Here is a 25,405-nt window from a genome sequence, read left to right as displayed (position 1 = left end):
TGAAATATGCCGGAAAGAAAGGAGAGGCTTGGCACAAAGGGCAGTTGCAATGTATGGATTTTTGAAAGGCATGGATCCATACTAGACGCCCGCCTGTCTGCACATCCGCAGGCTCGCTTCTTCATCAGGATTCTCCATGGCCCGACCGAACCCTTCACACACCGCAGATTCCTCCCTGGACTGGATCAGCCGCTTCACTGCTCATGGCGGTCCACGTTATCTGCAGATCGTGGGCTTTCTGGAGCAGGCCATCGCCGATGAACGCCTCAAGCCCGGCGATCGCCTGCCGCCGCAGCGGATGCTGGCTGATCGCCTGGGCGTCGATCTCACCACCGTCACCCGCGCCTACGGCGAAGCGAGCCGCCGCCAGTTGCTGGAAGGACGCGGCGCCGCCGGGAGTTTCGTGGCAGCGCCCAAGGTGGACCTGAGCCAGGTGATCGACCTGTCGATGAACATCCCGCCGCCGCCGGCCGGTATCGATCTGGATGACCTGCTGCGCCAGGGCGTGTCGCAGGTGCTGATGCACAGCGATGTCGATCTGCTGATGACGTATCACCTGGGCGGTGGCAGCAGTGCCGACCGCGCCGCCGGTGCGATGTGGCTGCAGGACATGCTGGGCCCGGTGGAAGATGACCGGGTGCTGGCCTGTCCGGGGGCGCAGTCGGCCCTGGCCGCCTTGCTGCTGTCGCAGACCCGGCCGGGTGAAACCGTGCTGACCGAACCGCTGGCCTATCCTGGGCTGCTGGCGGCGGCAGCCCAGCTCGGGCGCCGCGTGGTCGCGGTCGGCGTGGATCACGAAGGCATGCGCCCGGATCTGCTCACGACCATGGTGCGCAAGCATGGCGCGCGGCTGGTCTATCTCAATCCCACGCTGCAGAATCCGACCACCCGCACCATGCCGGCCGCGCGCCGCGCCGAGATCGCTTCCGTCGCCACCCGGCTCGATCTGCGCATCATCGAGGATGACCCCTACTGGCGCTTTGCGGCCCATGCGCCCAGGCCGCTGGCGCACTACGCACCGCGGCATGTGTTTTACGTGTCCACGCTGGCCAAGTGCCTGCTCCCCGGATTGCGGACCGCCTATGTGCTCACCCCTGAGGGGCAGGCACAGGACGAAGTGCTGGCTGCACTGCGGTCTTTCGTATTGATGTCCACGCCGCTGACCACGGCACTGTCAACGCAGTGGATCCACGATGGCACCGCCGCCATGCTGGCCGAAGGCATCCGGCAGGAAGCCTGGGCGCGTCAGGCGCTGGCCTTGCGTACCCTGGGTGAGGAAGGGCCGGCCGATAGCGGCGGCATCCATCTCTGGAAGGCCTTGCCGGAACACTGGAAGGGGCAGGACTTCGTCCGCAAGGCCAGGGAGGCTGGGCTCAACGTGGTTGCGCAGGACAGTTTCCAGGCCGGTGACGGCGAACCCGCGCGCAGCGGTGCGCCGCACATTCGCCTCTCGCTGGGGCGTTCGCGCAGCCGCTTTGAACTGGTCCACGCCTTGCGGCGGCTGATGGAACTGGCCCATCGCCGCAGCCTGCGCGAAACAGTAGTGTAGGTGGTGTGAGAACCTAGGCCGCGATGGCAAGACTGGTCTGGCGGCGCGCGGCTGCCAGAATCTCGCCGACGGCTTCGTCCTCCGAATGGGCGGACAGGGGCAGGGAGCCCCGGGTGATTTCTGCACGATCCTTCAGGATCGCGTAGGAGCCTTTCCAGCGGCCTTCGCTATCATCGGCCTGATAGACCAGCAGGTAACCGTCGAATTCGATTTTCTTCATAGGAGCTTCTCGCCAGGGCAAGGGGAGCATGCGCACCATGCTCGATGTTGCGCAGTATGCCGCTGGCGTGTTCTCCTGCCTGTCATCCGCCTTCGCAAAGGCGTGTAGGACAAGAACGCAATCTCATCCGTGACGCCGCGCTAGCGCGATTGCACCGGTGCCAGCAAGCCGTTGACCGCATCGCTCACGATCAGTCCAGGCAGGGAGGCGCGGTCATTGCTGACGATCACCGTATCCTTTTCCACGTCGCCCGGCAGGGCCAGTTGTGCGATGTAGCGGCAGTCAGCGCTGCAGGTGTAGCGCAGCACGGTCTGGCCGCGCACGGCTTCCAGGATGTACTGGCCGTTTTCGATGCCGTAATAGCGCACGGCCACCAGCGCTTGGGTCTCGCCGGCCTCGGGGTCGCGATAGAAATACTGGCCGCGTTCGGCCCGCGCGTAATGCGGCCAGGGCGTGCTGCCTGCCGGCGCCAGGTGGTCGATCTGGCGCGCGTCAAGGCCCAGCCGCAAGCCCGGGGCGGCCGGTGCCGCAAGCGGGGCCTGGGCAGGGGGCACTGCGAGCAGGGCGGGCGCAGGCGAAGTCGCATTTCCTTTGGCGGTGAGCAGGGCCGCTGCGATGGCCGGTGCGGCTTGCGCCTCCAGTTCGGTCTGGCGACGCTGATACCAGGCCAGCAGGCAGGCGCGGTCGCGGCAGTTGTCTTCGCGCCAGCGCCATTGCGCATCGCTGGCGGTGCGGAAGGCACGTTGATCGGCTGCAGCCTGGCGCGCGCGGCGGTAGGCGTGGCCCAGTTGATCGTCCAGCGCGGACAGCTCGGCATCCCGGCAGATGGTCTTTTCATTGGCCGAACCGGCCTTGCTGCAGTCGAAGCTGGCGGCACGCGCCGACGGTAGTTCCAGCGCACCCAACAGGCTGGCGCTGCTGAGCAGGAGGATGAGGGGCAGGGTTTTCATGGCGAGACTCTCCGTATTGCGGGGACGTGATGGGCGCCAGCATCGCACTGCCATGGGCTGCCCAAAACGCGGAGAAGAAACGGAATTTTTTTAAAATCTTTGCAGCTGAAAAAGCATGTTGGCCGTTCTTCACAATTTCCCGTGCGCAGTCGCGCAAGCTCGCCTACATCCAAGTAGAACTCATTTCATCAATAGGCGTGAGATGCGTTCTGCCCAGAAAGGGCGCTGGCAAGGCGCGCGACGCGTCGTGTGGCGGTGCCACACGCAAGGAGCGCAACGCGGCCAGCGCCCTTTCTGGGCAGAACCCGGAGGGAGCGGCCCGTTTGGGCGAATTGCTGCGTTACGAATTTGGGTCAAGACGCCCAGTCTTGACCCAAATTCGCGCCTTGCACTTCATCCCAAACGGGACTCGCTCGCACTCTCGCCTATTGATGAAATGAGTTCTACAATCCCGTCTCCATCCGCACCAGCCCGCTATTGACGGTGACCGACTCAGCCGCTCCTCTTTCCTCCACCGCCTTGCGCCCAGGCGAACGCGCAGGCTTCCTGTTGTCCCGGCACTGGCGCGATACCCCGGCCGGGGTGGAGATCGAGCTGTGGGTGGCCACTGATGACGGTCCGCAATGCCTGCGCCTGCCGCCGCAGACAGCGGTGGCCTTCGTGCCGCAAGCCGAGGCCGAACGCGTGCAGGCCTTGATCGCCCGCGAACCCGGTATGGAACTGCGTGCGCTGGAACATCTCAAGGATGTCAGCCAGCGCCCGGTGCTGGGCTTGTATGCGCGCCAGTACCGCAAGCTGCTGAAGATGGAGAAGACCCTGATCGCCGCTGGCATCAGTGTCTATGAAGCCGATATCCGTCCGCCCGAACGTTATCTGGTGGAGCGTTTCATCAATGCCCCGCTGGCCTTTCAGGGCGTGGATGATGGGCACGGGGTGCTGGCAGAAGCCCGCATTCGTGCCTTGCCGGGCTATCGTCCGCCGCTCAGGCTGGCGTCGCTGGATATCGAAACCAGCTGGGAGGGCGAGCTCTACAGCATCGCCATCGAAGGCTGCGGCCAGCGCAGCGTCTATGCGCTGGGGCCGCCCAGTGGTGCGGTGGCGTCGGTGGATTTCGCACTGCAGTTCTGCCAGAGCCGCAAGGAACTGATCGACTGCCTCAATGACTGGGTGGCACGCCACGATCCGGATGCGCTCATCGGCTGGAACCTGGTGCAGTTCGACCTCAACGTGCTGCAGAAGCAGGCGCAGAAGTACCACACCACGCTGCGCCTGGGCCGCGCCGGACGGACGCTTGAGTGGCGCGAACACGGCATGCGCGCCAATCACCTGCTGGTCAACGCAGCGGGCCGACTGGTGATCGACGGCATTGAAAGCCTGCGCGGTGCGTTCTGGAATTTCCCGTCCTTCAGTCTGGAGAACGTGGCGCAATCGCTGCTGGGCGAAGGCAAGGCCATTGCCACGCCGTATCAGCGCATGGACGAGATCGATCGCATGTTCAACGAGGACAAGGCAGCCCTGGCCACCTACAACCTCAAGGACTGCGAACTGGTCACGCGCATCTTCGCCAAGACCGACATTCTCTCCTTCCTGCTGGAACGCGCCAGCGTGACCGGCTTGCAGGTCGACCGCAGTGGCGGTTCGGTGGCGGCGTTCACGCATCTGTATCTGCCGCACATGCATCGCAAGGGCTACGTCGCCCCCAATCTCGGGGATGCCGAGGCACTGGCCAGTCCGGGCGGCTTCGTGATGGATTCGCGCGCGGGGCTGTATGACTCGGTGATCGTGCTGGACTACAAGAGCCTGTATCCCAGCATCATCCGCAGCTTCCTGATCGACCCGGTCGGGCTGGTCGATGGCACCCTGAATGAGCCGGAGGAGAGCGAGACCGTGCCCGGCTACAGACCGTGCCCGGCTACAACGGCGCGCGCTTCTCACGCCGCAGCCACAGCCTGCCGGCCATCATCGAGCAGATCTGGCAGGGGCGCGAAGCCGCCAAGGCCCAGGGCAACAAGCCGTTGCAGCAGGCGCTGAAGATCATCATGAATTCCTTTTACGGCGTGCTGGGGTCGACTGGCTGCCGCTTCTTCGATTCGCGCCTGGCCTCGTCCATCACCCGGCGCGGGCACGAGATCATGCATCGCACGCGCGAGCTGATCGAGGAGGCGGGTTACGAAGTCATCTATGGCGATACCGATTCCACCTTCGTCTGGCTGCGCCGGCCGCATGGCGATGACGAGGCGCGCCAGATCGGTCTGCAGCTGACTGCGCGCATCAATGACTGGTGGCGTCGCCATCTGGCCGGGCAGTATCAGCTGGAAAGCGCGCTGGAACTGCAGTTCGAGGTGCATTACCAGCGTTTCCTGATGCCGCATGTGCGCGGGGCCGAGACCGGCAGCAAGAAGCGCTACGCCGGTTACGTGCGAACCAGCGAAGGCGAGGACAAGGTCACCTACAAGGGGCTGGAAACGGTGCGCACCGACTGGTCGCCGCTGGCGCAGCGGTTCCAGCAGGCACTGTATCTGCGCATCTTCCGTGGCGAGCCTTACCGCGACTTCATCACCGGCTACGTGGCCGACCTGCTGGCCGGGCGGCTGGATGATCTGCTGGTATATCGCAAGCGCTTGCGCCGCCAGCTCGACCATTACGAAAAGAACGTCCCGCCCCACGTGCGCGCTGCGCGCATGGCCGACCAGGTCAACGAGGAAGGCGGGCGTCCGCTGCAATACCAGCAAGGTGGCTGGATCAACTACGTCATGACCACGGCCGGACCGGAACCCCTGGAAAAACGCCGCGCCGCCATCGACTACGGCCATTACCTGGAACGCCAGCTGGCCCCGGTGGCCGATGCCATCCTTGTCTTCGTGGGCGACAGTTTTGCGGCGGTAACCTCGCCGCAGCAGGAGTTGTTCTGAAGCGGCATCCCTGATGCGCTCATCAGGGTGCCGCCCTCCGGCAATGGGATACGCACGCTATCGTCTTCTATCGTTGCGCGCCCGTCGGCAAAGGTTCGGCCACGGACACCAGCAAGCGGTCGATGCGTTGGCGATCCATATCGACGACCTCGATGCGAAAGCGGTCCCATACGAAGTAGTCCGATGCCTGGGGGAGGCGGCCGAAGTGGTTCAGGACGAACCCTGCCAAGGTATGGAAGCTGCCGGACGCTTCACCTGGAAAGCGCGTTTCGGTCTGCATCAGCTCGCGGAAACGGTCCAGTGAGACGCCGCCATCCATCAGCCACGATCCATCTTCACGCTGATTGGCATCGGCCTCGATGCCATCATCCATGAGGGAGACATCACCGACGAGCGCGGCCATCAAGTCGTTCAGGGTGACCATGCCCTCGATCTCTCCATACTCATCCACGACCAGCGCCAGTTCCATCCTGTCCTTTTTCAGCACCTCCAGCAGGTCCATGGCGCTGATGGATTCAGGGACGTAATGTACCGGCTTGAGTGCGCGTTCGAGATCGATGCCTGACAAGGTGTTGGCGCGGATGGCTTGCTCGAACAGATCGCCGCAGTGGAGCAGGCCTACGACATTGTTCCGCTTGCCCTTGAACACGGGGAAGCGGGTGAACCGGCTGTCGGCAATTCTGGCCAGGGTAGTGGCGAGCGGAGCATCCAGATCAAGAAATTCCAGATCATTGCGTGGCGTCATCAGCCCGCCCAGGCGCTGATCGTCAAGCCTCAGGGCGCGCGCCACGATGTCATGCTCGGTTTGCTCGATGACGCCCGCATGCGCGCCTTCCTTGATCAGCCCAGCGATCTCCTCTTCGGTGAGACGGTTTTCCCTGGCCACCTGCAATCTGAGCAGCCGCATGATGGCATCGGTCGTCACGGAAAGTATCTTGACGAAAGGTGCTACCGCCCGGGAAAGACCCCGCATCATGGGAGCAATCAGCGTGGCGACCGCTTCCGGGTACTGCATCGCGATACGCTTGGGAACCAGTTCGCCCAGCACGATAGAGGCATAGGTAATGCCCATCACGATGATGACCAGAGAAATTTCCCGGGCATAGGGGGCCAAGGCAGGAAGGCTGCTGACATGCGGCATCAGTTGAGTCACCAGCGAGGCTTCGCCGAAGGCACCGGTAAAAATGCCGATGAGCGTAATGCCTACCTGAACCGTCGACAAGAAGCGGCTCGGATTGTCAGCCAGCTCCAGCGCAGCTCGTGCGCCACGGCTGCCGTTCTTGCTGAGCGTCTCCAGACGGACGCGTTTGGATGAGACGATGGATAGCTCTGACATGGCAAATACGCCGTTGAGCATGACCAATCCAAGGATGATGAGTATGTCCATCGGGAAGGAACCACTCGTCGGTTCCGGTTGTTGAGGAAAGTGCATTGTATATGCAGCTCAACCGGATGGGCGGATTCCCGGTGACGAAGGGGGGCGCGGCTTGCCTGGGGGCCAAAGACAAAGGGCCGGATTCCACGAATCCAGCCCTTGGCTGACCTGCAGGCGAACAGCGATTGTCTACGTTCGACGCATCACTGTATTCACGCTTCAGCGGTAATACGAATCGCGCTCGCGTCCGTCCATCCGCTCGGAATGCACACGCACGCGCACCGGCACCGGCTGGCGCTGCGCCTTGCCGTAGACCTTCTGCCAGAGCACCAGCCCGAACGCCAGGCTGCCCGCCAGCAGATAAACGGCGTAGAACGCGGCGAGATAGCTACCGTAGTGCAGCAAGGTCTGGATGATGGCCATGGGGTCCTCCCGGGAATGAATCAGTGTCGATGGCCACATCGTATGCCTGCCGGGAGGCGGCGGATATCAGGTTTTTTCTGATGGTCTGACTTGCAACGTCGCCGCAGCCGCCGGCACCTGCAGGTGCTGCAGCAGCTTGCCCACCATGGCAATCACGGTCAGGCCGACGATGCAGAAGAAGACCGCCAGCGGCGTCAGGCTGTGGATGGAGACGAACCCGGCCAGCCCCATCATGCCCGAGGACACCAGCAGCAGCGCAAAGCCCAGGATGGCGCTGGTCAGTCCGGCAATGTGCGGAAAGATCGAATTGCCCTTGGCCATCAGCGTGGGATACATGGCCCCGGCGCAGAAGGCCATCACCAGCACCGGCGTGATGAGGGTCCACACCGTCAGCCCCACCAGCAAGGCCAGGGCCAGCATGGCAAAGGCCGCCGCCGTCATCACCCGCGCCCCGATGCGCAGCCGCTGTTCGGCCGAGGGCAGGCGGCGATGGTGGATGCGGTTGGAGATGCCGCCCAGGAAATACATCATCCCGATCGCCAGCGCCAGGTAGCCGAAGAAGGTCGGCGGCTGGCGCAGCGTGTTCTGCACCATGAAGGGACCGACGATGTTGAACACCAGCAGGATGCTGTAGCACAGCCCCTGGGCCAGGAAACAGCTCTGGAACACCGGGCTGGCCAGCACCATGCGCGCATTCTTGAGCAGGGTGGCCGGATGCAGGTACACCGGCTCGGCCAAAGTTTCCCGATAGCGCCACAGGATGGCCCACATCGCGAACGAATACAGCAGCAGGAAGACCAGGCAGGAACGCCAGCCGAAGGCTTCCTGCAGGTGCGCCCCGATCACCGGTGCAATGATCGGTGCCAGGCCCCAGGCAATGGCCATGTAGGTGTAGGCATGCACCAGGGTTTGCCCGACAAAGGAATCGGTGATGATGGCCTTGGCCAGCAAATTGGTGGCGGCAATGCCGAAGCCCTGCAGCACCCGTGCCGCGACGAAGGTTTCCAGGTTGGGGGCCAGCAGCGTCAGCACGCATCCCAGCGTGAACAGGCCCAGCCCCAGCATCAGGACGCGCTTGCGGCCCCAGGCATCGGCCAGCGGTCCGAACGCCAGCTGGCCGAAGGCGTAGGCGATCAGGTAGCCGGTCACGCTGGTCTGGATGGCCTGGGCCGAGGTGCCGTAGTCGATCGCCATCTGCGGCAGGGCCGGCACGTACAAGTCGATGGCCAGCTGGCCCGCCGAGGCAAAGGCACAGATCAGGAACAGCAGGAACTTAGGGTGATTCGGCGGATGGCGCGGCACAGGCCGTGTGGCGGGACTGACAGGGTTCATGGAGAGCGGATGCTGCATGGCAAAGACCGCTATTGTGAACCTTGGTGCGTTTTTCTGCTGGCGCTCGCTCTTTCGTTGGAAGACTGTCTCCGATAGTAGAAAAAAGAGACGAATTATTTGGCAAGTAAACGGATAGTTTTAGAGAGAAATTCAAATAATTTCGAGATAAAAAACGAAGTAATTTGAGATTCGTTCAGCATATCTGGCCCCTCGCGCACAAGGACGGGCTCCCGACGTATCGTCCGCTTGCCGTTCCCGCCGAGACGCCGCCGCCAGGCGCGCAGGCCCGGGCACGGCATCTTCAGTCGAATCAGCGAGGGGAGCATGTCCATTTACAAATATTTTTCCATGCGGCAGATCGTATCCGCCTTGAGCGTGGTGGTCGCCTTGCTGTTGGCGCTGCTCATTGCCCTGTCAGTGGCAGCGTCGGAAGCCGAAGACCGCGTGGCTATCGCCAATGAGCGGCGCGAACAGGCACAGCGGCTGGTGGCCGAGCTGCGCCAGGGTGCCGACGACCTGAGCCGCCTGGCGCGCAGCTTCGTGGCTACCGGTGAATACCAGGCCGAACGCCAATATCAGGCCATTGCGGAAATCCGTGACGGCCGCCGTCCACGCCCGGAACACTACGAGCGCATCTACTGGGACCTGGTGGATGCGGATGGCCGGCCGCCGCGACCGGACAGCGCTGTCATCGTGCCGCTTGGCGAGCTGATGCAGCAGGCCGGCTTCAGCCGCGACGAGATGGCGAAGGTGGAGGAAGTGCGCAGCCGGTCCGGTGCGGTACTGGCCATCGAGTTGCGCGCCATGGAACTGGTGCGCCGGCATACGCGGGACCGCGTCCTGATTGATGCGGCCCTGCGCGAAGACTCGCTGGAACAGGCTCGCCGCCTGCTCCACGATCCGCGCTACGAATTGGCGAGAGCCGCCATGATGCGCCCGCTGGAAGCACTGCAGGCCATGCTGGACACCCGCACCCGGGCTGACATCCTGCAGGCGCGCCAGGCCAGGGAGCGGCTCGATACCGTGGTGGCCGCAGTGGGCGGCTTGCTGCTGCTGGTGATGATAGTGAGTGTGGCCAGTCTGTACCGGCTGGTGACCGGTCCGCTGTCGCAGGCGGCCCAGGTGGCCTCGCGGGTGGCCAAGGGCGATCTGTGCGGACGCATCGATGGGGGCTTCCAGGGCGAAACCGGGCAACTGCTGTCGTCCCTCCAAGACATGCGCCAGGGCTTGAGCCATCTGGTGCGGGAGGTCAGGCACGGGGCGCGGGTCATGCGGGGTTCCGCCGGGGAGATCGCCGAGGGGGCGCTCAATCTGACCAGACGGGCCACCCAGCAGGCCGGTTCCCTGCAGCGGGCGGCTATCGCCATGGAACAGTTGAATCAGGCCGTGCAGCAGAGCGCCGACCGCGCGCAGCAAGCCTGCAGCCTGACCCGGTCGGCGGCGCAAGCGGCGCTGGAGGGCGGCGTGGCGGTCAGCGAGATGGTCGGCAACATGCACGCGGTGCACCTGGCGGCCGGGCGTATCGAAGAGATCGTGGCCAAACTCGATGGCCTGTCCTCCCAGACCAATCTGCTGGCGCTGAATGCAGCAGTCGAGGCGGCCCATGCCGGCACCCATGGCCAGGCTTTTTCCGTGGTGGCAGATGAAGTGCGGCAGCTGGCCCGCCGCAGCGCCGATGCGGCGCAGGAGATCAGGGTCTTGCTGAACGATGCGATGGCGCGCATCAATCAAGGAAGCCGACGCGCGCAAACGGCCGGTCGCAGCATGCAGGAAGTAGTGGCGCAGGTGGGACGGCTCAATCAGCTCATCGGCGAGGTGGCCAGCGCCAGCAGCCAGCAATCGGCCGGGGCGCGCCGCATCAGCCAGTCGGTCAGCGCCATCGATCAGGCCACGCAGCGCAACGTGCTGCTGGTGCAGCAATCGTCAGCCGCCGCAGAAGCCATGCGCCTGGCGACCGAACGCATGGCCGCACTGATGGCTCGCTTCCGCCTGGAGACCGGCGAGGGTACCAGCGAGGGTGAGCTGGTCATCGACATGTCCCGTTGATGCTCCCGGCGATCAGGACTGCAGGCGCCCGCGCAATTGATCATAGCGCTCGCTCCAGGCCTGCTGCCACTGACTGCGCAAGCCCTCATCCATCCAGGCCGCATCCAGCCCATTGCGCATGAAGTCCCGGAAGTCTTCCACCGTGGCCCCGAGCTGCAGCATCATCATCCAGGCCCCGGTCGGGGTCACCAGATGCAAGGTCGGATCGTCGGTGTTGGGATGCAGGCGCAGCCCGGCCGCCAGCATCTGGCGAATCGGGTGATCCTGCGCCCAGCGCTGCGGGGGCAGCGTGCGCAGGTAGTAGGAATTGGTCGGCACCACCGTGAAGACCAGCCCGCGGCCGATGCAGCGCTGCATCAGATCGGGATTGTCGACGATGGTGTAGCCGTGGTCGATGCGGTCCACCTGCAGCAGGTCGATGGCCGTGGCCACGTTGTGCCAGGGCATGCCGAATTCACCGGCATGGGCGGTGGTCTTCAGGCCGGCTTCGCGCGCCAGGCGGTAGGCGGCTTCGAACAGTTCCGGCGGGCGGTCGTTCTCACGGTAATCCATGCCGATGCCCGGCACCTGCGGGACGCGGGCCGCCAGCATCCACTGCACCATGGCCACGGCTTCCTCGGGGCTGGCCTCGCGGTCGATGCTGGGAATAAGGCGGCCGATGATGCCGATCTCGCGTTCGGCATCGACGATGGCGCGCACGATGGCGTCCTGCGCATCGGCATAGGGGATGCCGGACACGCGCACCGTACCGGTCGGATTCCAGAAGAATTCGCTCCAGGCCACGCCATGGGCGTGGGCATCCTGCAGGTATTCGTAGGTGATGCGGTAGAGATCGTCGGGCTGCCGGATCAGCTCGGCATCCAGCGCGCGCAGTACGCGCAGTACGCCCACCGGTTTTTCACCACGGGTATAGAAGGCTTCGATCTCTTCCGGCGAGACCGGATGACTGGCGCGGGCGGAGAGATCGCTGAAGGTCTCGCGGCGCACCGCGCCGAACAGGTGGCAATGCAGTTCGACCTTGGGTAGCGCGCGCACGAATTGTTCGAGCGTGAGCGGGCCGGTGTCGTCTTGGTGTTGGTTGTCGAAGGTCATGAAACGCAAATCAGTGGAGAGGGCCGGGGCCGGTCTGCTGGGAGGGCGCCATCTTCAGGAGAGGCTGCCCAGCAATTCCTGCATCATGCATTGCATGGCGCGCGGGCCATCGACCGTCATGGCGACCTCGGTGTTGGCCGGGGCGCGGCGCGGCACGCGGAATTCGCAGACGGTCATGCCACGCGTGAGACGGCCCTGCAATTCGATGTCCACCCGTGCCGGCTGGAAGCTGAACAATTCCGGACGCTTGAGCCAGATGGCCACCGCCGGGTCATACATCGGCATCGGCACCGATCCGTCGGGACTGCGGATGCGCAGGTAGGCATCGAAGTAGCCCGCCAGCCACTTCGCGCGCGGCGTGCCCAAGGCGCGCACCTGCTGCACTTCAGCGGCGGTCACCAGCAGCTGGCGACACAGGTTCAGGCCGAACATGCGCAGCGGGATGCCGGAGCGGAACACCACATCGGCCGCTTCCGGATCGGCATAGATATTGAATTCAGCGGCAGCGGTGTGATTGCCCTGGTCGGCCGAGCCGCCCATGAGAATGATTTCCTTGACCATACCCGCGATCTCGGGCGCACGCTGCAGGGCCACGGCTACATTGGTCAGCGGGGCGATGCACATGAGCGTGATCTCGCCCGCATGCAGGCGGATCGCCTCGATCATGGCATCCACCGCATGCGGCAGCGGGTCGCGTTGCAGTTGCCGCGACTGGCGTGCTTCGAGGTCGGCGATGTCAACCTGGGGCAGGGCCTCGCCGGTGGTGGCCATGCCGGATTCACCGAGGATGGCTTGCGCGGTTTCCACGGCGCCGGCGAGTGGTCGCTCGCAGCCCGCATAGACGGGCACGTCGAGCTGGTAATGCTGCTTGATCCGCAGCGCATTGTCGTAGGTGGTGACCAGCGGGGCATTGCCTGCCACCACGGAGACGCCCAGCCAGTTCACTTCGAGGTTGGCCGACAGCATCAGCATGGCCAGCCAGTCGTCAAAGCCGGGGTCGGTATCGAGCCAGATCTTGTGCATGTTTGTCTTCTTCTTCAAGGGTCCAGGGGAACGGCTCAGGCGGCCAGCGCCAGCGCGTCCTGCGCCGGCAGGTCGAAGCGGACGGTGTCGCCTTCACGTGCCAATGCCTGCGCCGCCGGGGCCATGCCGCGTACCTCGCCCAGGGCGGTCTGCAGCAGGTATTCGACATGCTCGCCGAGGAAGCCGCGCGAAAGAACGCGACCTTCGTAGGGGCCGCTGCCGACCTGCACCTGCTGTACTCGCCAGCCGGCGCAGGCAGTGTTGGCGGGCAGGCCGGCGAGCGGCAATTGTCCCGCCGCGCCGTGCAACTGGCCGTCGCGATAATCGAACAGGTTCTCGAAGCCCATGAAGTTGGCCACGAAGCGCGTGCGTGGCGCATTGAAGAGCTGCTCGGGTGTATCGAGCTGCTCGATCTTGCCGCTGTTCATGACCACGATACGGTCCGACATGGCCAGCGCCTCATCCTGATCGTGCGTGACGTAGAGCATGGTGATGCCCAGTTCGCGCTGGATGCGGCGCAGCTCGGCGCGCATCTGCACGCGCAGCTTGGCATCGAGGTTGGACAGCGGTTCATCCAGCAACAGCAGCTTGGGCTCGATCACGATGGCGCGCGCCAGCGCCACCCGCTGTTGCTGGCCGCCCGACATCTGCGCCGGCAAGCGCGCCTCAAAACCGGCGAGGCCGACCGCTGCGATGACCTTCTCAACGCGCTGACGCAGTTCGGCGGCCGGCACCTTGCGCAGACGCAGGCCGAAGGCCACGTTGTCGAACACGTTCAGGTGCGGGAACAGTGCATAGGACTGGAACACCAGACCGATGTCGCGCTTGTTGGGCGGCAGGCGGCTGATGTCGCGGCCATCGAGCGTGATGCGCCCGGCGCGCAGGTCGATCAGGCCGGCGATGGCGCGCATGGTGGTGGTCTTGCCGCAGCCGCTGGGGCCCAGCAGCGAAATCAGTTCGCCACGTTGCACGGCCAGGTCCAGGCCTTCCACGGCGGTCCTGGCGTTGCCGTAGCCGAGCGCCACTTGCTGCAGATTCAGGTAACTCATCAGATTCTCACATCACATGTATTTGGAAATGCCCAGCACCTTCTCGGTGACCAGCACGAAGGCCATGGTGAACAGCACCAGCAGCGTGGACAGCGCCGCAATGGAGGGATCGAAACTGTTTTCCATGTGGCCCAGCATCTCGATGGGCAGGGTGCTGATGCCCGGGCCGGTGAGGAACAGCGACACCGGCACCTGGTTGAAGGAGGTCACGAAGGCCAGGAAGAAGGCCGCAATCACCGCGCCCCGGATATTGGGCAGCACCACCAGCCGGAAGGTCTGGAGGCGCGTGGCCCCCAGCGTGATGGCGGCTTCCTCGATATCGACCCGCAGGTTGGCCAAGCTGGAATAGACCACCCGCACCGCATAGGGCGTGAGCAGCCCGACGTGGCCGATCAGCAGGCCCAGGAACACCGGCGCATCGACCAGCAGCACGAAGTGGCGCAACAGGCCCAGACCGACCAGCATGGCCGGGATGATCAGCGGCGAAGTCAGCACCTGCTTGATCACCGCCATGCCCGGCGGCGGCATGCGCGACATGGCATAAGCCACCGGCACGCCCAGCAGCAGCGCGATCACGGTCGCCAGCAAGCCGATCTGCAGGCTGGTGCCGAAGGCCTGGCGGAATTCATCGGCCTGCAGCACCGAGACGATCCAGCGCAGGGAATACGAAGGCGGCGGGAAGGCCAGTGTTTCGCCGCCGCTGAACCCGGCCAGGAAGACGATGATGAAGGGGCCCAGCAGGAACAGCATCACGGCCCACAGCACCACGCGCGGGAAGAGTCCTTGTTTCATGTCGTCCTCCGGGGAGCGGCAATGCGTTTGAGACCGGCGTTGACGGCCAGCGTCATCGCCACCAGGATCACCGCAATCACGTTGGCGGTGCCGAAATCACTTTCCGCGCTGACCTTCTGGTAAAGCAGGGTTTCCAGCATCAGGACCTTCGGTCCGCCCAGCAGGGCCGGAGTGACGTAGGCGGTGACGCTGCCGGTAAAGACCAGGGTGCCACCGACGATCAAGCCTTCCTGCGTCAGCGGCAGGGTCACGCGGGTGAACACCTGCCAGGCATTGGCGCCCAGCGTGGAGGCGGCCAGCGCCAGGTCGGCGGAAATGTTTTCCATGGCGCTGACCAGCGACATCAGCATCAGCGGCAACAGCAATTGCAGCAGGCCCACGAAGACCGCCATCTCGGTGAAGAGCAGGCGTTGCGGCTCATCGGTCAGCCCGAGATGCAACAGCACCGCGTTGACCGCGCCATTGCGTCCGAACAGCACGATCCAGGCATAGGTGCGCGCAATGGGCGAGACCATCAGGGGCAGGATCATCATGCCCAGCACCAGCCCGCGCCAGCGCGCATGCACGCGCACGATGGCCTGGGCGGCGGGGTAGCAGAGCAGGGCCGAACAGAGCGTCACCAGGGCGGCAATGCGCAGGGTGCGCCACAGCACCTGCAGGTGCAGCGGCTCGGCAAAGAAATCGGCGAAGCGGGCCAGGCTCCATTGCAGCGGGCCGCCATCGAGGCTGTCGGGTCCGCCGATGCGGAAGGCATCCAGCAGCAAAGCCGCCACCGGCAGCAGGAAACAGACCGATGTGAAGATCAGCGCAGGCGTGACCAGCATCAGTCCGAGGCGTGATTTGGAAGAGGCGAGCATGGGGCGCTAACGGGGTCCGGAAAGAAAAGGGCGGCGCACTGCACCCGGCAGGCATCGCCACGACATGAAGGATTTCGCTTATTTGCTGATGCCCTTGTTCCACTGTTCCAGCCAGCCCGAGCGGTACTTCAGCAGGTCTTCCGGCTTGACGAACTTGAGCGAGGCAATGTGTTCACCGCCATAGGTATTGAATTCGGCCTTGTCCTTGGGCAGCACGACTTGGGTATTGACCGGCGAATCCACCAGTTCCATGGCCAGGGCCGTCTGCACCTCCTTGGAGAGCCAGAAGTCCATCAGCTGGTAGGCCAGGTCGGCATTCTTCGATTTGGCGACGATGCCCATCACGTTCATGCCGGCGGCCTGGCCCTCGGCGGGGATGGCCCATTTCAGCGGCATGCCGGTCTTCATCAGTTGCGACCAGGTGAAGCGTGCTACCGGTGCCACCCAGATCTCGTCCTGGGCGAACAGCGAGGACAATTGCGCGCTGTTCTTGGTGAAGGTCACCACGTTGTTCTTGATCGAGAGGATCTTCTGCATGCCGGCGACATAGTCGCCGCCCTTGCCACCCCAGGCCAGGTCAGCCATCTGCAGGGCCAGCGGGCCTTGCGTGGTGCTCACGTCGGGCAGCGCCAGGCGGCCCTTCAGTTCGGGGCTCCACAGGTCTTTCCAGGATTGCGGAGCGCGCGTCTTGTCGCTGCGGTACACCAGGCCGACCGAATAGATGGTGTAGCCGACCGCGTAATTGCCGCCGATGGGATTGCGGGCGAAGGGATAGATCTGGCTGTAATTCTTCAGCTTGGCATAGTCCAGCGGCTGCACCAAGCCCTTGCGCGCCGCTTCGAGCATGCCGAAGTCAGACAGCAGCACCAGGTCCACCACCGGATTGTTGCGGCGGGCGTCGAGCTTGGCGATGCGGTCGGCATTGTTGCCGGTTTCCACCACGATCTCGCAGCCGCATTTTTCCTTGAAGGGCGCATAGACCAGCTTGTTGAACAGCGGCTGGGAAATCGGATACGCCGACAGCACCAGCGTGCGCTTTTCCGCGTGGGCCGGGGCCGCCAGCAGGGACAGGCCGAGGCCGGTCATGGCCAGGGCGGCGAGGGGACGAGAGCAACGAGCGGGCTTGAACATGGCGATCCTTGATACCGGTAAAAAGACTGCATATTGTAGGCCCGGCCAGCGCGGGAGCCACTGGCCAGGCCGGGGGAGAGCAGATGAAACTTAGAACACGTGACGCATGCCCAGCATCAGCACGGCCTGCTTCTTGTCGCTGGACGAGGGGAAGCCGAAGATGGTGGCCTTGGTCGCATCACCTGCCGCCAGCTGGTAGCTGTAGGTAATGGCCACGTCGGTGCGCTTGGACAGGAAGTAATCCGCCTGCAGGTTGATCTGGTGCCACTTCGGGTTCTTGTTGATGGTGTCGTACTTGCCGGTGGTATAGAAGTAGGACGCGCCCAGGTTCAGGGCCGGCGTGTAGTGGTGCACCAGGTTGATGTCGAAGTTCTGCAGTGTCAGCCTGGTGTTGTCCAGGTATTCGTACTTGACGTTGCTGTACATGGCACCGAAGTCGGTCTTGCCAACGGTATAGAAACCGCCGGTACCGGCGATGCGCTGGCGGCGTACGCCGGCCGAGCTGTTGACCGCGCTCTTGTTGAAGATCAGCAGCGAGCTGGCGTAGTCGTTGCCCATGGCGCCATCAGGGCTCTTGGTGCTGTTGGGCTGGTCCATCTGGGTGAAGGCCACGGCCCAGCGGAAGTTGCCGCCCTTGTAGCCGGAGCCGATGCTCATGACGCGGTTGACCGATGCATCACCGGCGGCTTCGCCAAATCCATACAAGGCGGTGACGTTGAAATCGTTGAACATCGGGCTGACATACTTGACCGAGTTCTGCACGCGCAGGTTGTTGTAGCCGTTGTCGTTGTCGCCGATGTGCACGCCGTTGCTGGCGATGACCACCGGACCCAGGTAGTCCTTGACCGCTTCGTACTGGCGGCCCAGGGTCACGGTACCCATGCTGTTGGAGGCCAGGCCGACCCAGGACTGGCGGCCGAACAGGCGGCCGCTCTGCGAGGCCGCGCCGGTCATCATGTTGAAGCCGTTTTCCAGCGTGAAGATGGCGCGGGTGCCGCCGCCCAGGTCTTCCTGGCCGCGGAAGCCGATGCGCGGATTCTGGTTGGTCCCCGAGAGTGCCTCGAAGTTGTGCGGACCGCCCTGGTTGGTGAGATAACCGACGCCGCCCGAGATGAGACCGTAGATCTCGACCTTGCTCTGCGCCTGTGCCTGTGCGCCTGCCAGCGCTGCCGGAATGGCCAGCGCGCCTATCATCCAGTGTTTTTTCATGCCTGCCCCTGTGGTATTGAAGATGGCCTTGCGACCGTTCATTGTTGGAATGTGCTGCGAACGGTGTGGAGGATAGGACAAGACGTTAAATAATATAATTTGTTTATATTTATAATTTCATAAATTCAATTTATAACGATGCGGCGTTTCCCGTCAGCTGATTCTGCATGGACTGGGGGATTGCCAACTTGTTTTGCGGGCTTGCCATGATCAAACTGAATCAGAAAGTCACCCTGCGCCATCTGCAGGCGCTGGTCACACTGGCCGACACCAACAGCTTCAGCCGTGCTGCGGATGCCCTGGCGGTGACCCAGCCGGCGCTGTCGGCTTCCATCAAGCAGCTCGAGAACCAGCTCGGCACGCGGCTTTTCGACCGTACCACGCATCAGATCAGCCTGACCGCGCAGGGCAGCGTGGTGCTGGAATACGCCCGCCATCTCCTCAATACGGCCAGCAACATCTTCGACGACATCGAGCACGCCATCGGCACCGGTCGCCATCGCATCCGGGTCGGGGCGATTCCCTCGGCGGTGACGCTGACGGCGGCGGTGATCGCGCGCTACAACCAGGCGCATGACGAACATGTGGAAATTCTGCTACAGGACATGCCCAACGATGCCCTGCTGGACGCGCTGCATTCGGGCAAGCTGGATTTCTGCGTGGGCATCAAGCCGCCCGATTCGCTGTCCTCGCAGACGCTGGAGACGGTGACCCTGTTCGAAGATGAGCTGGTGCTGATCGTCTCGCGCCGCCATCCGCTGTGGGGGGCCAAGGAGGTGCAGTGGCGGCAGATGGCGGGGGAAGAGATCGTGCTGTTCACCCAGGGCAGCGTATGGGAATTTGCTTCCGCAGCGCTGATGCAGCACGGGCTGGCATCCTCGCGGCGCTATCAGGTCGTGCACAGCGAATCACTCTACGGCGTGGTGCGCTCGGGTATTGCCATCGGCATCATGCCCAGCCTCTACACCACGTATCTGCGCGATGACAGCCTGCACGTGGCCCCGCTGCGGCAGCCGACCCTGAAACGCAAGATCGTTCTCATGCGCCGCAATGAGGTCAGCCGCAGCCACTGGACCGATCACTGCTTCCGCGAGCTGCGCAGCGATCTGAAGCAGGCCAATCACTGGTTCTGAGCATTACGGGGTGGCGTTGTTCATGACGGGAATCCAGGTCGGTTCCAGTAGTTGCGCCAGCTCGCCGCGATTGCAGTCTCCGGGAACAATCAGCACCTTCTGATGCAGTTGCAAAGCGGTGCCGTCGGCCAGCGCGGTGTAGGCGGTGCCATGGAAATGGCTGGCCCAATGGCGATAGCCGATGGCGGCAAAGCGCGTGCCGCCACGCAGCTTGGCCAGTTGTCTTGCCACGCAGGGTGGCAACTGGTCGGCCGGCGTGTCCGGATCGACGAAGCCTTCCACCACACCGGGCGTGTTGCTGGCTCGGTGGGCCGGAGGTGATGGCGTCCACGCACAGGCCGTCAGGGCCAGCGTGCTCAGCAGCACGAGCAAAGAGGTCGGGGGCAGTTTCATGATGGGGTCTCCGGATGACGGAGAGCGGCGGCATGCCGGCCGCGCCCTCCGTGAGATTGTCGTGGTGTGCGCTGTTACAGGTCCTGATGCCACCAGCCGCCACCCAGTGCCTGGAACAGCGCCACGGTATCGGCCAGGCGCGCGGCTTGCGCCTGCACACGCGACTGGCTGGCCGTCAGCAGATTCTGCTGTGCCAGCAGGACCTGCGGATAGCCCGCGATGCCGGCCTTCCATTGCGCCTGCGCGGCATCGAAGCTGCGCTGGGCCGCGCTCTCGGCGCGTGTGGCAGCTGCCAGCCCGTCGGCATCGGCAGCAATGGCATGCAAGGTGTCGGCCACGTTCTGGAACGCGCCCAGCACCACACTGCGGTACTGCGCACCGGCCTGATCCAGCCCGGCCTCGGCCGCGCGCTGCTGATGCTGCAGACTGCCGCCGTGGAAGAGGGGCGTGGCCAGGTCCAGCCCCAAGGTCCAGAAGCCGGGTCCCGAGGTGAACAGTTTGGAGAACTCCTGCGCCGAGCTGCCGATGGTGCCGGTGATGTTGAAGCTGGGCAGCCGGTTGGCGATGGCCACGCCGATCTGGGCCGAGGCCGCCTGCAGTTGCGCCTGCGCGGCGCGCACGTCGGGGCGTTGCTGGACCAGCGTGGACGGCAGGCTCAGCGGCAGTTCGGCTGGCAAAGTCAGGGCCGACAGCGGCAGTTGCGGGCTGCCGCCTTCCCCGGGGAAGCGTCCCGCCAGCACGGCGATCTGGTCGCGCTGCTGGGCCAGTTGCTTGCGCAGGGCCGGCAAGGCCGCCTGGGCCTGCGCCAGCAGGCTTTCCTGGGCCGCCACGTCAGCCAGTCCCAGCGCCCCCAGCGCGCGTTGCTGGCGCACCAGTTCCAGCTGCCGTGCAGCCAGTGTGGCGGCCTGTTCAGCGGCCTGCAACTGCTCACGCAGCGCCGCTTCGTTGACCACGGCCAGCACCACATTGGAGACCAGCGTCAGGTAGGTGGCATTGCGCTGGAAGCGCTGCACCTCGGCCTGCGCCCGGCCCGCCTCGATCTGGCGGCGTGTTCCGCCGAAGATGTCCGGGGCATAGGCGATATTGAGCTGGGCGGTGTGCAGGTTGTAGATGTAGCTGTTGTCGGCCAGCGGACTGGCCAGGGTATCGGCGACCTTCTGGCGCGTGGGCATGAAATGCAGGTCCACGCTGGGCCAGAGCCCGCCGCCCTGGGCTGCGGCGGACTCGCGCGCCGCGCGCAGGGCGGCCTGCGCCGCTTCCAGGTCGGCGTTGTGGGCCAGGGCCTGGTCGACCAGCGCATCCAGCGCCGGCGAGCCAAAGACCTTCCACCACTGCGCCTGCACATCCTGCCCGGCCACGAAATGCTGGCCATCGAGAGACGCTGTGGTTTCCACCTTCTCGGCGGTGTAGCTGCTGACCGTCGGGGCAGCGGGTTGTTTGAAGTCAGGACCGACGGCGCAGCCGCCGAGGGTCAGCGCGAGCGCGGTGCTGCAGGCCAGGCAGGGCCAGCGCAGCAGGCGGGGAGTGACAGGAGTCAGGAACATGGTGAAGTCATCCTCATCGGGCGTTGGCAGGGTCATCGGAAGGCGCTTGCGCAGGCCGCGCCAGCTTCGATTCGACCAGGTAGTACAAGGCGGGCAGCAAGACCAGGGTCAGCAGGGTGGCGCTCATCAGGCCGCCCACCACTACCGTGGCCAGCGGCCGCTGCACGTCGCTGCCCAGGCCGTGGGCAATGGCGGCCGGGACCAGGCCGAGCGCGGCAACCGTAGCGGTCATGAGCACTGGCCGCATGCGTTCGAGCGCAGCGCTGATGACGGCTTCGCGCAACGGCAGGCCGGACCGGGCAACCCAGCGATTCAGGTTCGACATCATGATGATGGCGTTGAGCACGGCCACCCCGAACAGGGCAATGAAGCCCACCGCCGAGGACACGTTGAGCGTCATGCCGCGCAGATGCAGCGCCACCAGCCCGCCCAGCGTGGCCAGCGGAACGCACAGCAGAATGAGCGCAGGCTGGCGCAGGTTCTTGAACTCGGCAAACAGCAGCACGAACATCAGGGCCAGCGCCATCGGCAGGATCAGCGCCAGGCGCGCCTGGGCGCGTTGCTGGTTCTCGAACTGGCCGCCCCAGGCGATCTGGTAGCGGCCGTGGTCGTACTGCACCTGCTGCGCGATGCGTGCCTTGGCGTCCTCCAGGAAGGAGGCCAGGTCGCGGCCGCGCAGGTTCAGGCGCACCGTCAGGTGGCGGCGGTTCATCTCGCGGGTGATGGTGGTCTCGCCATCTTCCATGCTGATGTGCGCCACCTGCGACAGCGCGATGTGCGCACCGTTGGCGGCCACCAGCGTCAGGTTGCCCAGCGCCTCGGGCGTGGAGCGGGCGCGGCCATTGAAGACGGCAGCCACGTTGTAGCTGCGTTCCTCGATGAAGACCTGGGTTACCGGACTGCCGCCGATGCCGGTCTGGATCAGCGCCATGATGTCGGCCACGTTGATGCCCAGCCGGGCGGCGGCAGCACGGTCCACATTCACGCGCACCTGGGGCAGGCGCGGCTCCTGGTCGATGACCACGTCGGCCGCGCCCGGCACGTCCTGCAGCACGCCTTGCACGGCCGTGGCCAGCACGCGCATCTCGCCGAAGTCGTTGCCGTAGATCTTGACGGCCAGGTCGCTGTGCGAGCCGGAAAGCTTGTCCAGCACGCCATCGATCATGGGCTGCGTGAAACCGACATCGATGCCGGCCAGCTTCTTGTAGCGCTCGGCCATGTGCGCGATCAGTTCCTGCTTGGTCCAGCCGGAAGCCCATTCGGAATAGGGATGCAGCGTCACCGCAGCCTCGATGTGGGAGGGCGTGAACGGATCGGTGCCATCGTCATTGCGGCCCACCTGGGTCACGATGTGCTCGACCTCGGGAAACTCGCGGGTCGCGGCACGCAGCCGGTCGGCCAGCTCGCTGGCCTTGTCCAGCGACACGCCCGGCGGCAATTGCACCTGCAGCCAGATCGAGCCCTCATCCAGATACGGCAGGAAGTCGCGCCCGATGGTCGCTTCCAGCACGCCGATGGCGGCCAGGGTCAGGGCGGTGGCGACCAGCACGAAGCGGGATTTGCCGACCAGTCGTCCCAGCACCTGGCGGTAGCGCGGCTCCAGCCAGGCCAGCACCGGGTTATGGAAAATCTTCACCGGCTTGCGATAGGCCAGCCAGGACAGGCCGGGCGTCAGCAGCAAGGCCACCAGCAGCGCGCCCAGCAGGGCGAAGCCGACCGCAAAGGCCATCGGCGCGAACAGCTTGTACTCGATGCGCTGGAAGGCGAACAGGGGCAGGTAGGCAATGATGATGACCAGCATGCCGAAGAAGATCGGCCGCGCCAGCTGGCGCATCAGCTGCTGGATGTCGGCACCGGTAATCTCGCCTTGCGGACGTTCTTCGCGCAGGCGCAGCACGCTTTCTACCAGCACGATGGCACCATCGACCAGGATGCCGAAGTCAATCGCCCCCAGCGACAGCAGGTTGGCCGGGATCTTGAAATGATGCATCAGGATGAAGGCCGTCAGCAGCGACAGCGGAATGGTCATGGCCACGATGGCCGCCGCGCGCGCACTGCCCAGGAACAGCAGCAGCACCAGCGACACCAGCAGCATGCCTTCCACCAGCGTCTTGCCGACCGTATGCACGGTGGCGTCCACCAGCTTGCTGCGGTCGATGTAGGGCACGATCTTCACGTCCTTGGGCAGGATGTGCTCGTTGAGGTCCTGCACGGCCGCATGGACGCCTTCCATCACGCGCGAGGGATTCTCGTTCTTCAGCAGCAGGGTGATGCCTTCGATGGCATCGGACTGGCCATCGATGCCCAGCACGCCATGGCGCTCTTGGTTGCCCAGCACCACCTGGCCCAGATCCTTGACCAGTACCGGCACGCCATTCTTTTGCGACACCACGATATTGCCCAGGTCGTCCAGGCTGCGGATGAGTCCGACGCCGCGAATGACCAGGCCCTGTTCGCCGCGTTTCATGATGCTGCCGCCGGCATTGGCATTGTTGGCCGAGATGGCCTGGCTGATCTGGCTCAGCGAGGTGTTGTACTTGACCAGTTTGGCCGGATCCAGCTGCAGCATGAACTGCGTCGTGAGCCCGCCGAAATTGGACACATCCACCACGCCGGAGACTTGCTTGAGGCGCGGGATCACCTTCCAGAACTGCAGCTCGGAGAGTTCACGCAGGTCGCGCGTCTTTGATTGCAGGGTATAGCGGTAGATCTCGCCGATGGGCGAGGTCAGCGCATCCAGCCCCGGCTGCGCGCCATAGGGCAGGCTGACGGCGGCGATGCGCTCCTGCAGGCGCTGGCGCGACCAGTAGTCTTCGGCACCATCGTTGAAGACCACCGTGATGAGCGAGAGGCCAAAGGTGCTCTCCGAGCGCATCACGTGCATGCCCGGCGTGCCCATGATCTGGCGCTCCAGCGGAATGGTGATCTGCTGTTCCACCTCTTCGGCGGCCAGGCCGTTGACCTGGGTGACCACCTGCGAGGTGACGTCGGCGATGTCGGGATAGGCTTCCAGCGGCAGCTGGTTCCAGCAATACCAGCCGTACAGGGCGGCCAGCAGGAACACCAGCTGGACGATGCCGCGGCGCTGGAAGCAGAGGTTGACGAGACGTTCAATCATTGAGCAGCACTCCATCCTGGGTGACGACGCGGTCGCCCGATGCCAGACCGGCGGTCACTTCGACCGCATCGCCGATCTGCGCGCCGAGGCTGACCTTGCGGGCGGCGAATTTCCACGGGGCCACTTCCACGAAGACGCGATTGGCAAAGCCGCTTTGCACCACCGCCGTCATGGGCACCAGCAGACCGGGCCGGGACCGCTCGTGCAGGGTGGCCTGGGCGAACATGCCCGGCTTGAGCCGTTCATCGGGATTGGCGGCGCGCATGCGGACCTTCACGGTGCGGGTATCCGGGTCCAGTACTTGGGCCACCGATTGCACCCTCGATGGCAGCACCTGGCCGGGATAGGCGTCCAGCGTCAGATCGGCATCCTGGCCGGGACGCAGGCGCGCCAGGTCCTTCTCCTGGGCGCTGGCGGTGACGTAGACGGAGGACAGATCGGCCACCGTCATCACCGAGGCCGTGGCGTCGTTCCAGAAGCTGCCGGCGGTGCCGTTGAGTTCGATCACGTGGCCAGTCACGGGCGAGCGCACCGCCAGCCGCGCGGCACCGCTGCTGCTGGCTGTGCCGCCGAGTGCGGCCACGCGCGCCTGGGCGCGGGCGGCTTCGCTGTCGGCCTGCTCATAGTCGCTCTGCGCCTGTTCCAGGTCGCGCCGCGCGGAAATGTTGGCCTGGTCCAGGCTGCGCTGGCGTTCCAGATTGCGTCGTGCGAGCTGCACCGCTGCCTGCGCCTTGCGGGCATCGCTGACGGCTTGGCCCAGGTCGGAGGAATCGATTTCGAACAAGACTTCGCCGGCCTTGACCGCATCGCCCAGGCGCTTGTGCAGCAGCACGATGCGCCCGGTCGTCGGCGGCAGGATCCTGGCCAGCTTGGCGGGATCAGCTTCCACCACGGCCGGCAGGCTGAAGGGGATGGCCATCGGACGGGCCTCGATGGTGGCGGTTTTCAGGGTACTGCGCAGCGCCGAGCCCGCAGGAACGAAGATGGCCTCGCCTTCGTGGGTTAGCGTGGGACTGGCGGCCGGATTCGGCTTGAGCTCGCCGGCCATGAGCGGCAGGGTGCCGCGTACGGCGATGACAAGCAAAGCGGCTGCGCCGAGCAGGGCGAGGACGCCGCTGCGCGTGGAGATTCTGGTTTTCATGGTGGCACCGTGGACTGTGCGGTTGGGGGGAGGGACGGGTGTCCGCGTGGCGAAGTCGCCGCTGTGTCTTGCAGCCGCGCCGCCGGGCCGTCGCCGTGGGCCGCGCTGCAGAAAAC

21 protein-coding genes and 1 pseudogene are annotated in these 25,405 nt (G+C 64.7%); 5 read left to right on the top strand and 17 right to left on the bottom strand.

The window, feature by feature from the left end; all coding sequences use genetic code 11:
- Positions 1-136: 136 nt before the first annotated feature.
- Complete coding sequence (locus tag ACWFUC_RS18170; protein WP_489622917.1) at positions 137-1,549, top strand: aminotransferase-like domain-containing protein; 1,413 nt, start codon at positions 137-139, stop codon at positions 1,547-1,549.
- Between the two features lie 13 nt (positions 1,550-1,562).
- On the opposite strand, the gene ACWFUC_RS18165 is transcribed toward ACWFUC_RS18170, so the two are convergent.
- Entirely contained in the window at positions 1,563-1,769 is a 207-nt protein-coding gene (locus ACWFUC_RS18165) for a hypothetical protein (RefSeq protein WP_166675067.1), read from the bottom strand.
- Between the two features lie 140 nt (positions 1,770-1,909).
- Positions 1,910-2,719 (bottom strand): lysozyme inhibitor LprI family protein, encoded by an 810-nt coding sequence (locus ACWFUC_RS18160; protein ID WP_489622916.1) that lies wholly within the window; start codon positions 2,717-2,719, stop codon positions 1,910-1,912.
- 29 nt (positions 2,720-2,748) lie between these two features.
- On the opposite strand from ACWFUC_RS18160, the gene ACWFUC_RS18155 reads away from it, so the two are divergent.
- Positions 2,749-3,159, top strand: coding sequence for a hypothetical protein (locus ACWFUC_RS18155; RefSeq protein ID WP_489637253.1), 411 nt, complete (start codon positions 2,749-2,751; stop codon positions 3,157-3,159).
- 79 nt (positions 3,160-3,238) lie between these two features.
- Positions 3,239-5,631: pseudogene (locus ACWFUC_RS18150) on the top strand (DNA polymerase II).
- 67 nt (positions 5,632-5,698) lie between these two features.
- Here ACWFUC_RS18150 and ACWFUC_RS18145 read toward each other — a convergent pair.
- The 4 genes from ACWFUC_RS18145 to ACWFUC_RS18130 all read right to left on the bottom strand — a co-directional run bounded on the left by ACWFUC_RS18145 (position 5,699) and on the right by ACWFUC_RS18130 (position 9,093).
- Positions 5,699-7,018: a hemolysin family protein gene (locus ACWFUC_RS18145; RefSeq protein WP_489622913.1), complete on the bottom strand. Its 1,320-nt coding sequence runs from the start codon at positions 7,016-7,018 to the stop codon at positions 5,699-5,701.
- 207 nt (positions 7,019-7,225) lie between these two features.
- Positions 7,226-7,429, bottom strand: a complete 204-nt coding sequence (locus ACWFUC_RS18140; protein WP_039785818.1) for a hypothetical protein — start codon at positions 7,427-7,429, stop codon at positions 7,226-7,228.
- 66 nt (positions 7,430-7,495) lie between these two features.
- A complete protein-coding gene (locus ACWFUC_RS18135; RefSeq protein WP_489622912.1) occupies positions 7,496-8,761 on the bottom strand; it encodes a multidrug effflux MFS transporter in 1,266 nt (421 codons plus the stop codon).
- 113 nt (positions 8,762-8,874) lie between these two features.
- A complete protein-coding gene (locus ACWFUC_RS18130; RefSeq protein ID WP_489622911.1) occupies positions 8,875-9,093 on the bottom strand; it encodes a hypothetical protein in 219 nt (72 codons plus the stop codon).
- Here ACWFUC_RS18130 and ACWFUC_RS18125 point away from each other — a divergent pair.
- Positions 9,086-10,807 carry a methyl-accepting chemotaxis protein gene (locus ACWFUC_RS18125; RefSeq protein ID WP_489622910.1) on the top strand — a complete coding sequence of 574 codons (1,722 nt, stop codon included), beginning with the start codon at positions 9,086-9,088 and terminating at the stop codon, positions 10,805-10,807. The genes ACWFUC_RS18130 and ACWFUC_RS18125 overlap by 8 nt on opposite strands.
- Positions 10,808-10,819: 12 nt before the next feature.
- Here the strand turns inward: ACWFUC_RS18125 and ACWFUC_RS18120 are convergent, their stop codons facing one another.
- The 7 genes from ACWFUC_RS18120 to ACWFUC_RS18090 form a co-directional block, all read right to left on the bottom strand.
- Positions 10,820-11,899, bottom strand: coding sequence for an adenosine deaminase family protein (locus tag ACWFUC_RS18120; protein ID WP_489622909.1), 1,080 nt, complete (start codon positions 11,897-11,899; stop codon positions 10,820-10,822).
- A gap of 54 nt (positions 11,900-11,953) precedes the next feature.
- Positions 11,954-12,922: a nucleoside hydrolase gene (locus ACWFUC_RS18115; protein WP_034332010.1), complete on the bottom strand. Its 969-nt coding sequence runs from the start codon at positions 12,920-12,922 to the stop codon at positions 11,954-11,956.
- 35 nt (positions 12,923-12,957) lie between these two features.
- Entirely contained in the window at positions 12,958-13,971 is a 1,014-nt protein-coding gene (locus tag ACWFUC_RS18110) for an ABC transporter ATP-binding protein (protein WP_489622908.1), read from the bottom strand.
- Between the two features lie 12 nt (positions 13,972-13,983).
- Positions 13,984-14,763 carry an ABC transporter permease gene (locus tag ACWFUC_RS18105; protein ID WP_121045541.1) on the bottom strand — a complete coding sequence of 260 codons (780 nt, stop codon included), beginning with the start codon at positions 14,761-14,763 and terminating at the stop codon, positions 13,984-13,986.
- Complete coding sequence (locus ACWFUC_RS18100; RefSeq protein WP_489637252.1) at positions 14,760-15,620, bottom strand: ABC transporter permease; 861 nt, start codon at positions 15,618-15,620, stop codon at positions 14,760-14,762. The genes ACWFUC_RS18105 and ACWFUC_RS18100 overlap by 4 nt, the downstream gene beginning before the upstream one ends.
- A gap of 78 nt (positions 15,621-15,698) precedes the next feature.
- The gene (locus ACWFUC_RS18095; RefSeq protein ID WP_489622907.1) at positions 15,699-16,751 is read right to left on the bottom strand and encodes an ABC transporter substrate-binding protein; all 1,053 of its coding nucleotides are present in this window, start codon (positions 16,749-16,751) and stop codon (positions 15,699-15,701) included.
- Between the two features lie 90 nt (positions 16,752-16,841).
- Positions 16,842-17,960 carry a porin gene (locus tag ACWFUC_RS18090; RefSeq protein WP_209569751.1) on the bottom strand — a complete coding sequence of 373 codons (1,119 nt, stop codon included), beginning with the start codon at positions 17,958-17,960 and terminating at the stop codon, positions 16,842-16,844.
- 206 nt (positions 17,961-18,166) lie between these two features.
- On the opposite strand from ACWFUC_RS18090, the gene ACWFUC_RS18085 reads away from it, so the two are divergent.
- Positions 18,167-19,093 carry a LysR family transcriptional regulator gene (locus ACWFUC_RS18085; RefSeq protein WP_489637251.1) on the top strand — a complete coding sequence of 309 codons (927 nt, stop codon included), beginning with the start codon at positions 18,167-18,169 and terminating at the stop codon, positions 19,091-19,093.
- Positions 19,094-19,096: 3 nt separating this feature from the next.
- Here ACWFUC_RS18085 and ACWFUC_RS18080 read toward each other — a convergent pair whose 3' ends face one another.
- The 4 genes from ACWFUC_RS18080 to ACWFUC_RS18065 all read right to left on the bottom strand — a co-directional run bounded on the left by ACWFUC_RS18080 (position 19,097) and on the right by ACWFUC_RS18065 (position 25,289).
- A complete protein-coding gene (locus ACWFUC_RS18080; RefSeq protein ID WP_489622906.1) occupies positions 19,097-19,486 on the bottom strand; it encodes a hypothetical protein in 390 nt (129 codons plus the stop codon).
- A 74-nt stretch (positions 19,487-19,560) separates the two neighbouring features.
- Positions 19,561-21,066 (bottom strand): efflux transporter outer membrane subunit, encoded by a 1,506-nt coding sequence (locus ACWFUC_RS18075; RefSeq protein ID WP_489622905.1) that lies wholly within the window; start codon positions 21,064-21,066, stop codon positions 19,561-19,563.
- On the bottom strand, positions 21,044-24,148 hold the full coding sequence (locus tag ACWFUC_RS18070) for an efflux RND transporter permease subunit (protein ID WP_489622904.1): 3,105 nt from the start codon (positions 24,146-24,148) through the stop codon (positions 21,044-21,046). The genes ACWFUC_RS18075 and ACWFUC_RS18070 overlap by 23 nt, the downstream gene beginning before the upstream one ends.
- Complete coding sequence (locus ACWFUC_RS18065; protein ID WP_489622903.1) at positions 24,141-25,289, bottom strand: efflux RND transporter periplasmic adaptor subunit; 1,149 nt, start codon at positions 25,287-25,289, stop codon at positions 24,141-24,143. The genes ACWFUC_RS18070 and ACWFUC_RS18065 overlap by 8 nt, the downstream gene beginning before the upstream one ends.
- Between the last annotated feature and the right edge of the window lie 116 nt (positions 25,290-25,405).

The sequence above is a fragment of the Herbaspirillum sp. Her4 genome (assembly GCF_057961335.1).
Note: the sequence above shows the minus strand (reverse complement) of the source record. Positions and strands in the feature narration are given on the sequence as shown.

Coding starts and splice junctions, on each gene's coding strand:
- ACWFUC_RS18090 (WP_209569751.1), bottom strand. CDS start 17,960: ATGAAAAAACACTGGATGATAGGCGCGCTGGCCATTCCGGCAGCGCTG.
- ACWFUC_RS18110 (WP_489622908.1), bottom strand. CDS start 13,971: ATGAGTTACCTGAATCTGCAGCAAGTGGCGCTCGGCTACGGCAACGCC.
- ACWFUC_RS18155 (WP_489637253.1), top strand. CDS start 2,749: ATGGGCGCCAGCATCGCACTGCCATGGGCTGCCCAAAACGCGGAGAAG.
- ACWFUC_RS18085 (WP_489637251.1), top strand. CDS start 18,167: ATGATCAAACTGAATCAGAAAGTCACCCTGCGCCATCTGCAGGCGCTG.
- ACWFUC_RS18130 (WP_489622911.1), bottom strand. CDS start 9,093: ATGGACATGCTCCCCTCGCTGATTCGACTGAAGATGCCGTGCCCGGGC.
- ACWFUC_RS18070 (WP_489622904.1), bottom strand. CDS start 24,148: ATGATTGAACGTCTCGTCAACCTCTGCTTCCAGCGCCGCGGCATCGTC.
- ACWFUC_RS18160 (WP_489622916.1), bottom strand. CDS start 2,719: ATGAAAACCCTGCCCCTCATCCTCCTGCTCAGCAGCGCCAGCCTGTTG.
- ACWFUC_RS18140 (WP_039785818.1), bottom strand. CDS start 7,429: ATGGCCATCATCCAGACCTTGCTGCACTACGGTAGCTATCTCGCCGCG.
- ACWFUC_RS18120 (WP_489622909.1), bottom strand. CDS start 11,899: ATGACCTTCGACAACCAACACCAAGACGACACCGGCCCGCTCACGCTC.
- ACWFUC_RS18115 (WP_034332010.1), bottom strand. CDS start 12,922: ATGCACAAGATCTGGCTCGATACCGACCCCGGCTTTGACGACTGGCTG.
- ACWFUC_RS18095 (WP_489622907.1), bottom strand. CDS start 16,751: ATGTTCAAGCCCGCTCGTTGCTCTCGTCCCCTCGCCGCCCTGGCCATG.
- ACWFUC_RS18080 (WP_489622906.1), bottom strand. CDS start 19,486: ATGAAACTGCCCCCGACCTCTTTGCTCGTGCTGCTGAGCACGCTGGCC.
- ACWFUC_RS18100 (WP_489637252.1), bottom strand. CDS start 15,620: ATGCTCGCCTCTTCCAAATCACGCCTCGGACTGATGCTGGTCACGCCT.
- ACWFUC_RS18135 (WP_489622912.1), bottom strand. CDS start 8,761: ATGAACCCTGTCAGTCCCGCCACACGGCCTGTGCCGCGCCATCCGCCG.
- ACWFUC_RS18170 (WP_489622917.1), top strand. CDS start 137: ATGGCCCGACCGAACCCTTCACACACCGCAGATTCCTCCCTGGACTGG.
- ACWFUC_RS18075 (WP_489622905.1), bottom strand. CDS start 21,066: ATGACCCTGCCAACGCCCGATGAGGATGACTTCACCATGTTCCTGACT.
- ACWFUC_RS18125 (WP_489622910.1), top strand. CDS start 9,086: ATGTCCATTTACAAATATTTTTCCATGCGGCAGATCGTATCCGCCTTG.
- ACWFUC_RS18165 (WP_166675067.1), bottom strand. CDS start 1,769: ATGAAGAAAATCGAATTCGACGGTTACCTGCTGGTCTATCAGGCCGAT.
- ACWFUC_RS18065 (WP_489622903.1), bottom strand. CDS start 25,289: ATGAAAACCAGAATCTCCACGCGCAGCGGCGTCCTCGCCCTGCTCGGC.
- ACWFUC_RS18105 (WP_121045541.1), bottom strand. CDS start 14,763: ATGAAACAAGGACTCTTCCCGCGCGTGGTGCTGTGGGCCGTGATGCTG.
- ACWFUC_RS18145 (WP_489622913.1), bottom strand. CDS start 7,018: ATGGACATACTCATCATCCTTGGATTGGTCATGCTCAACGGCGTATTT.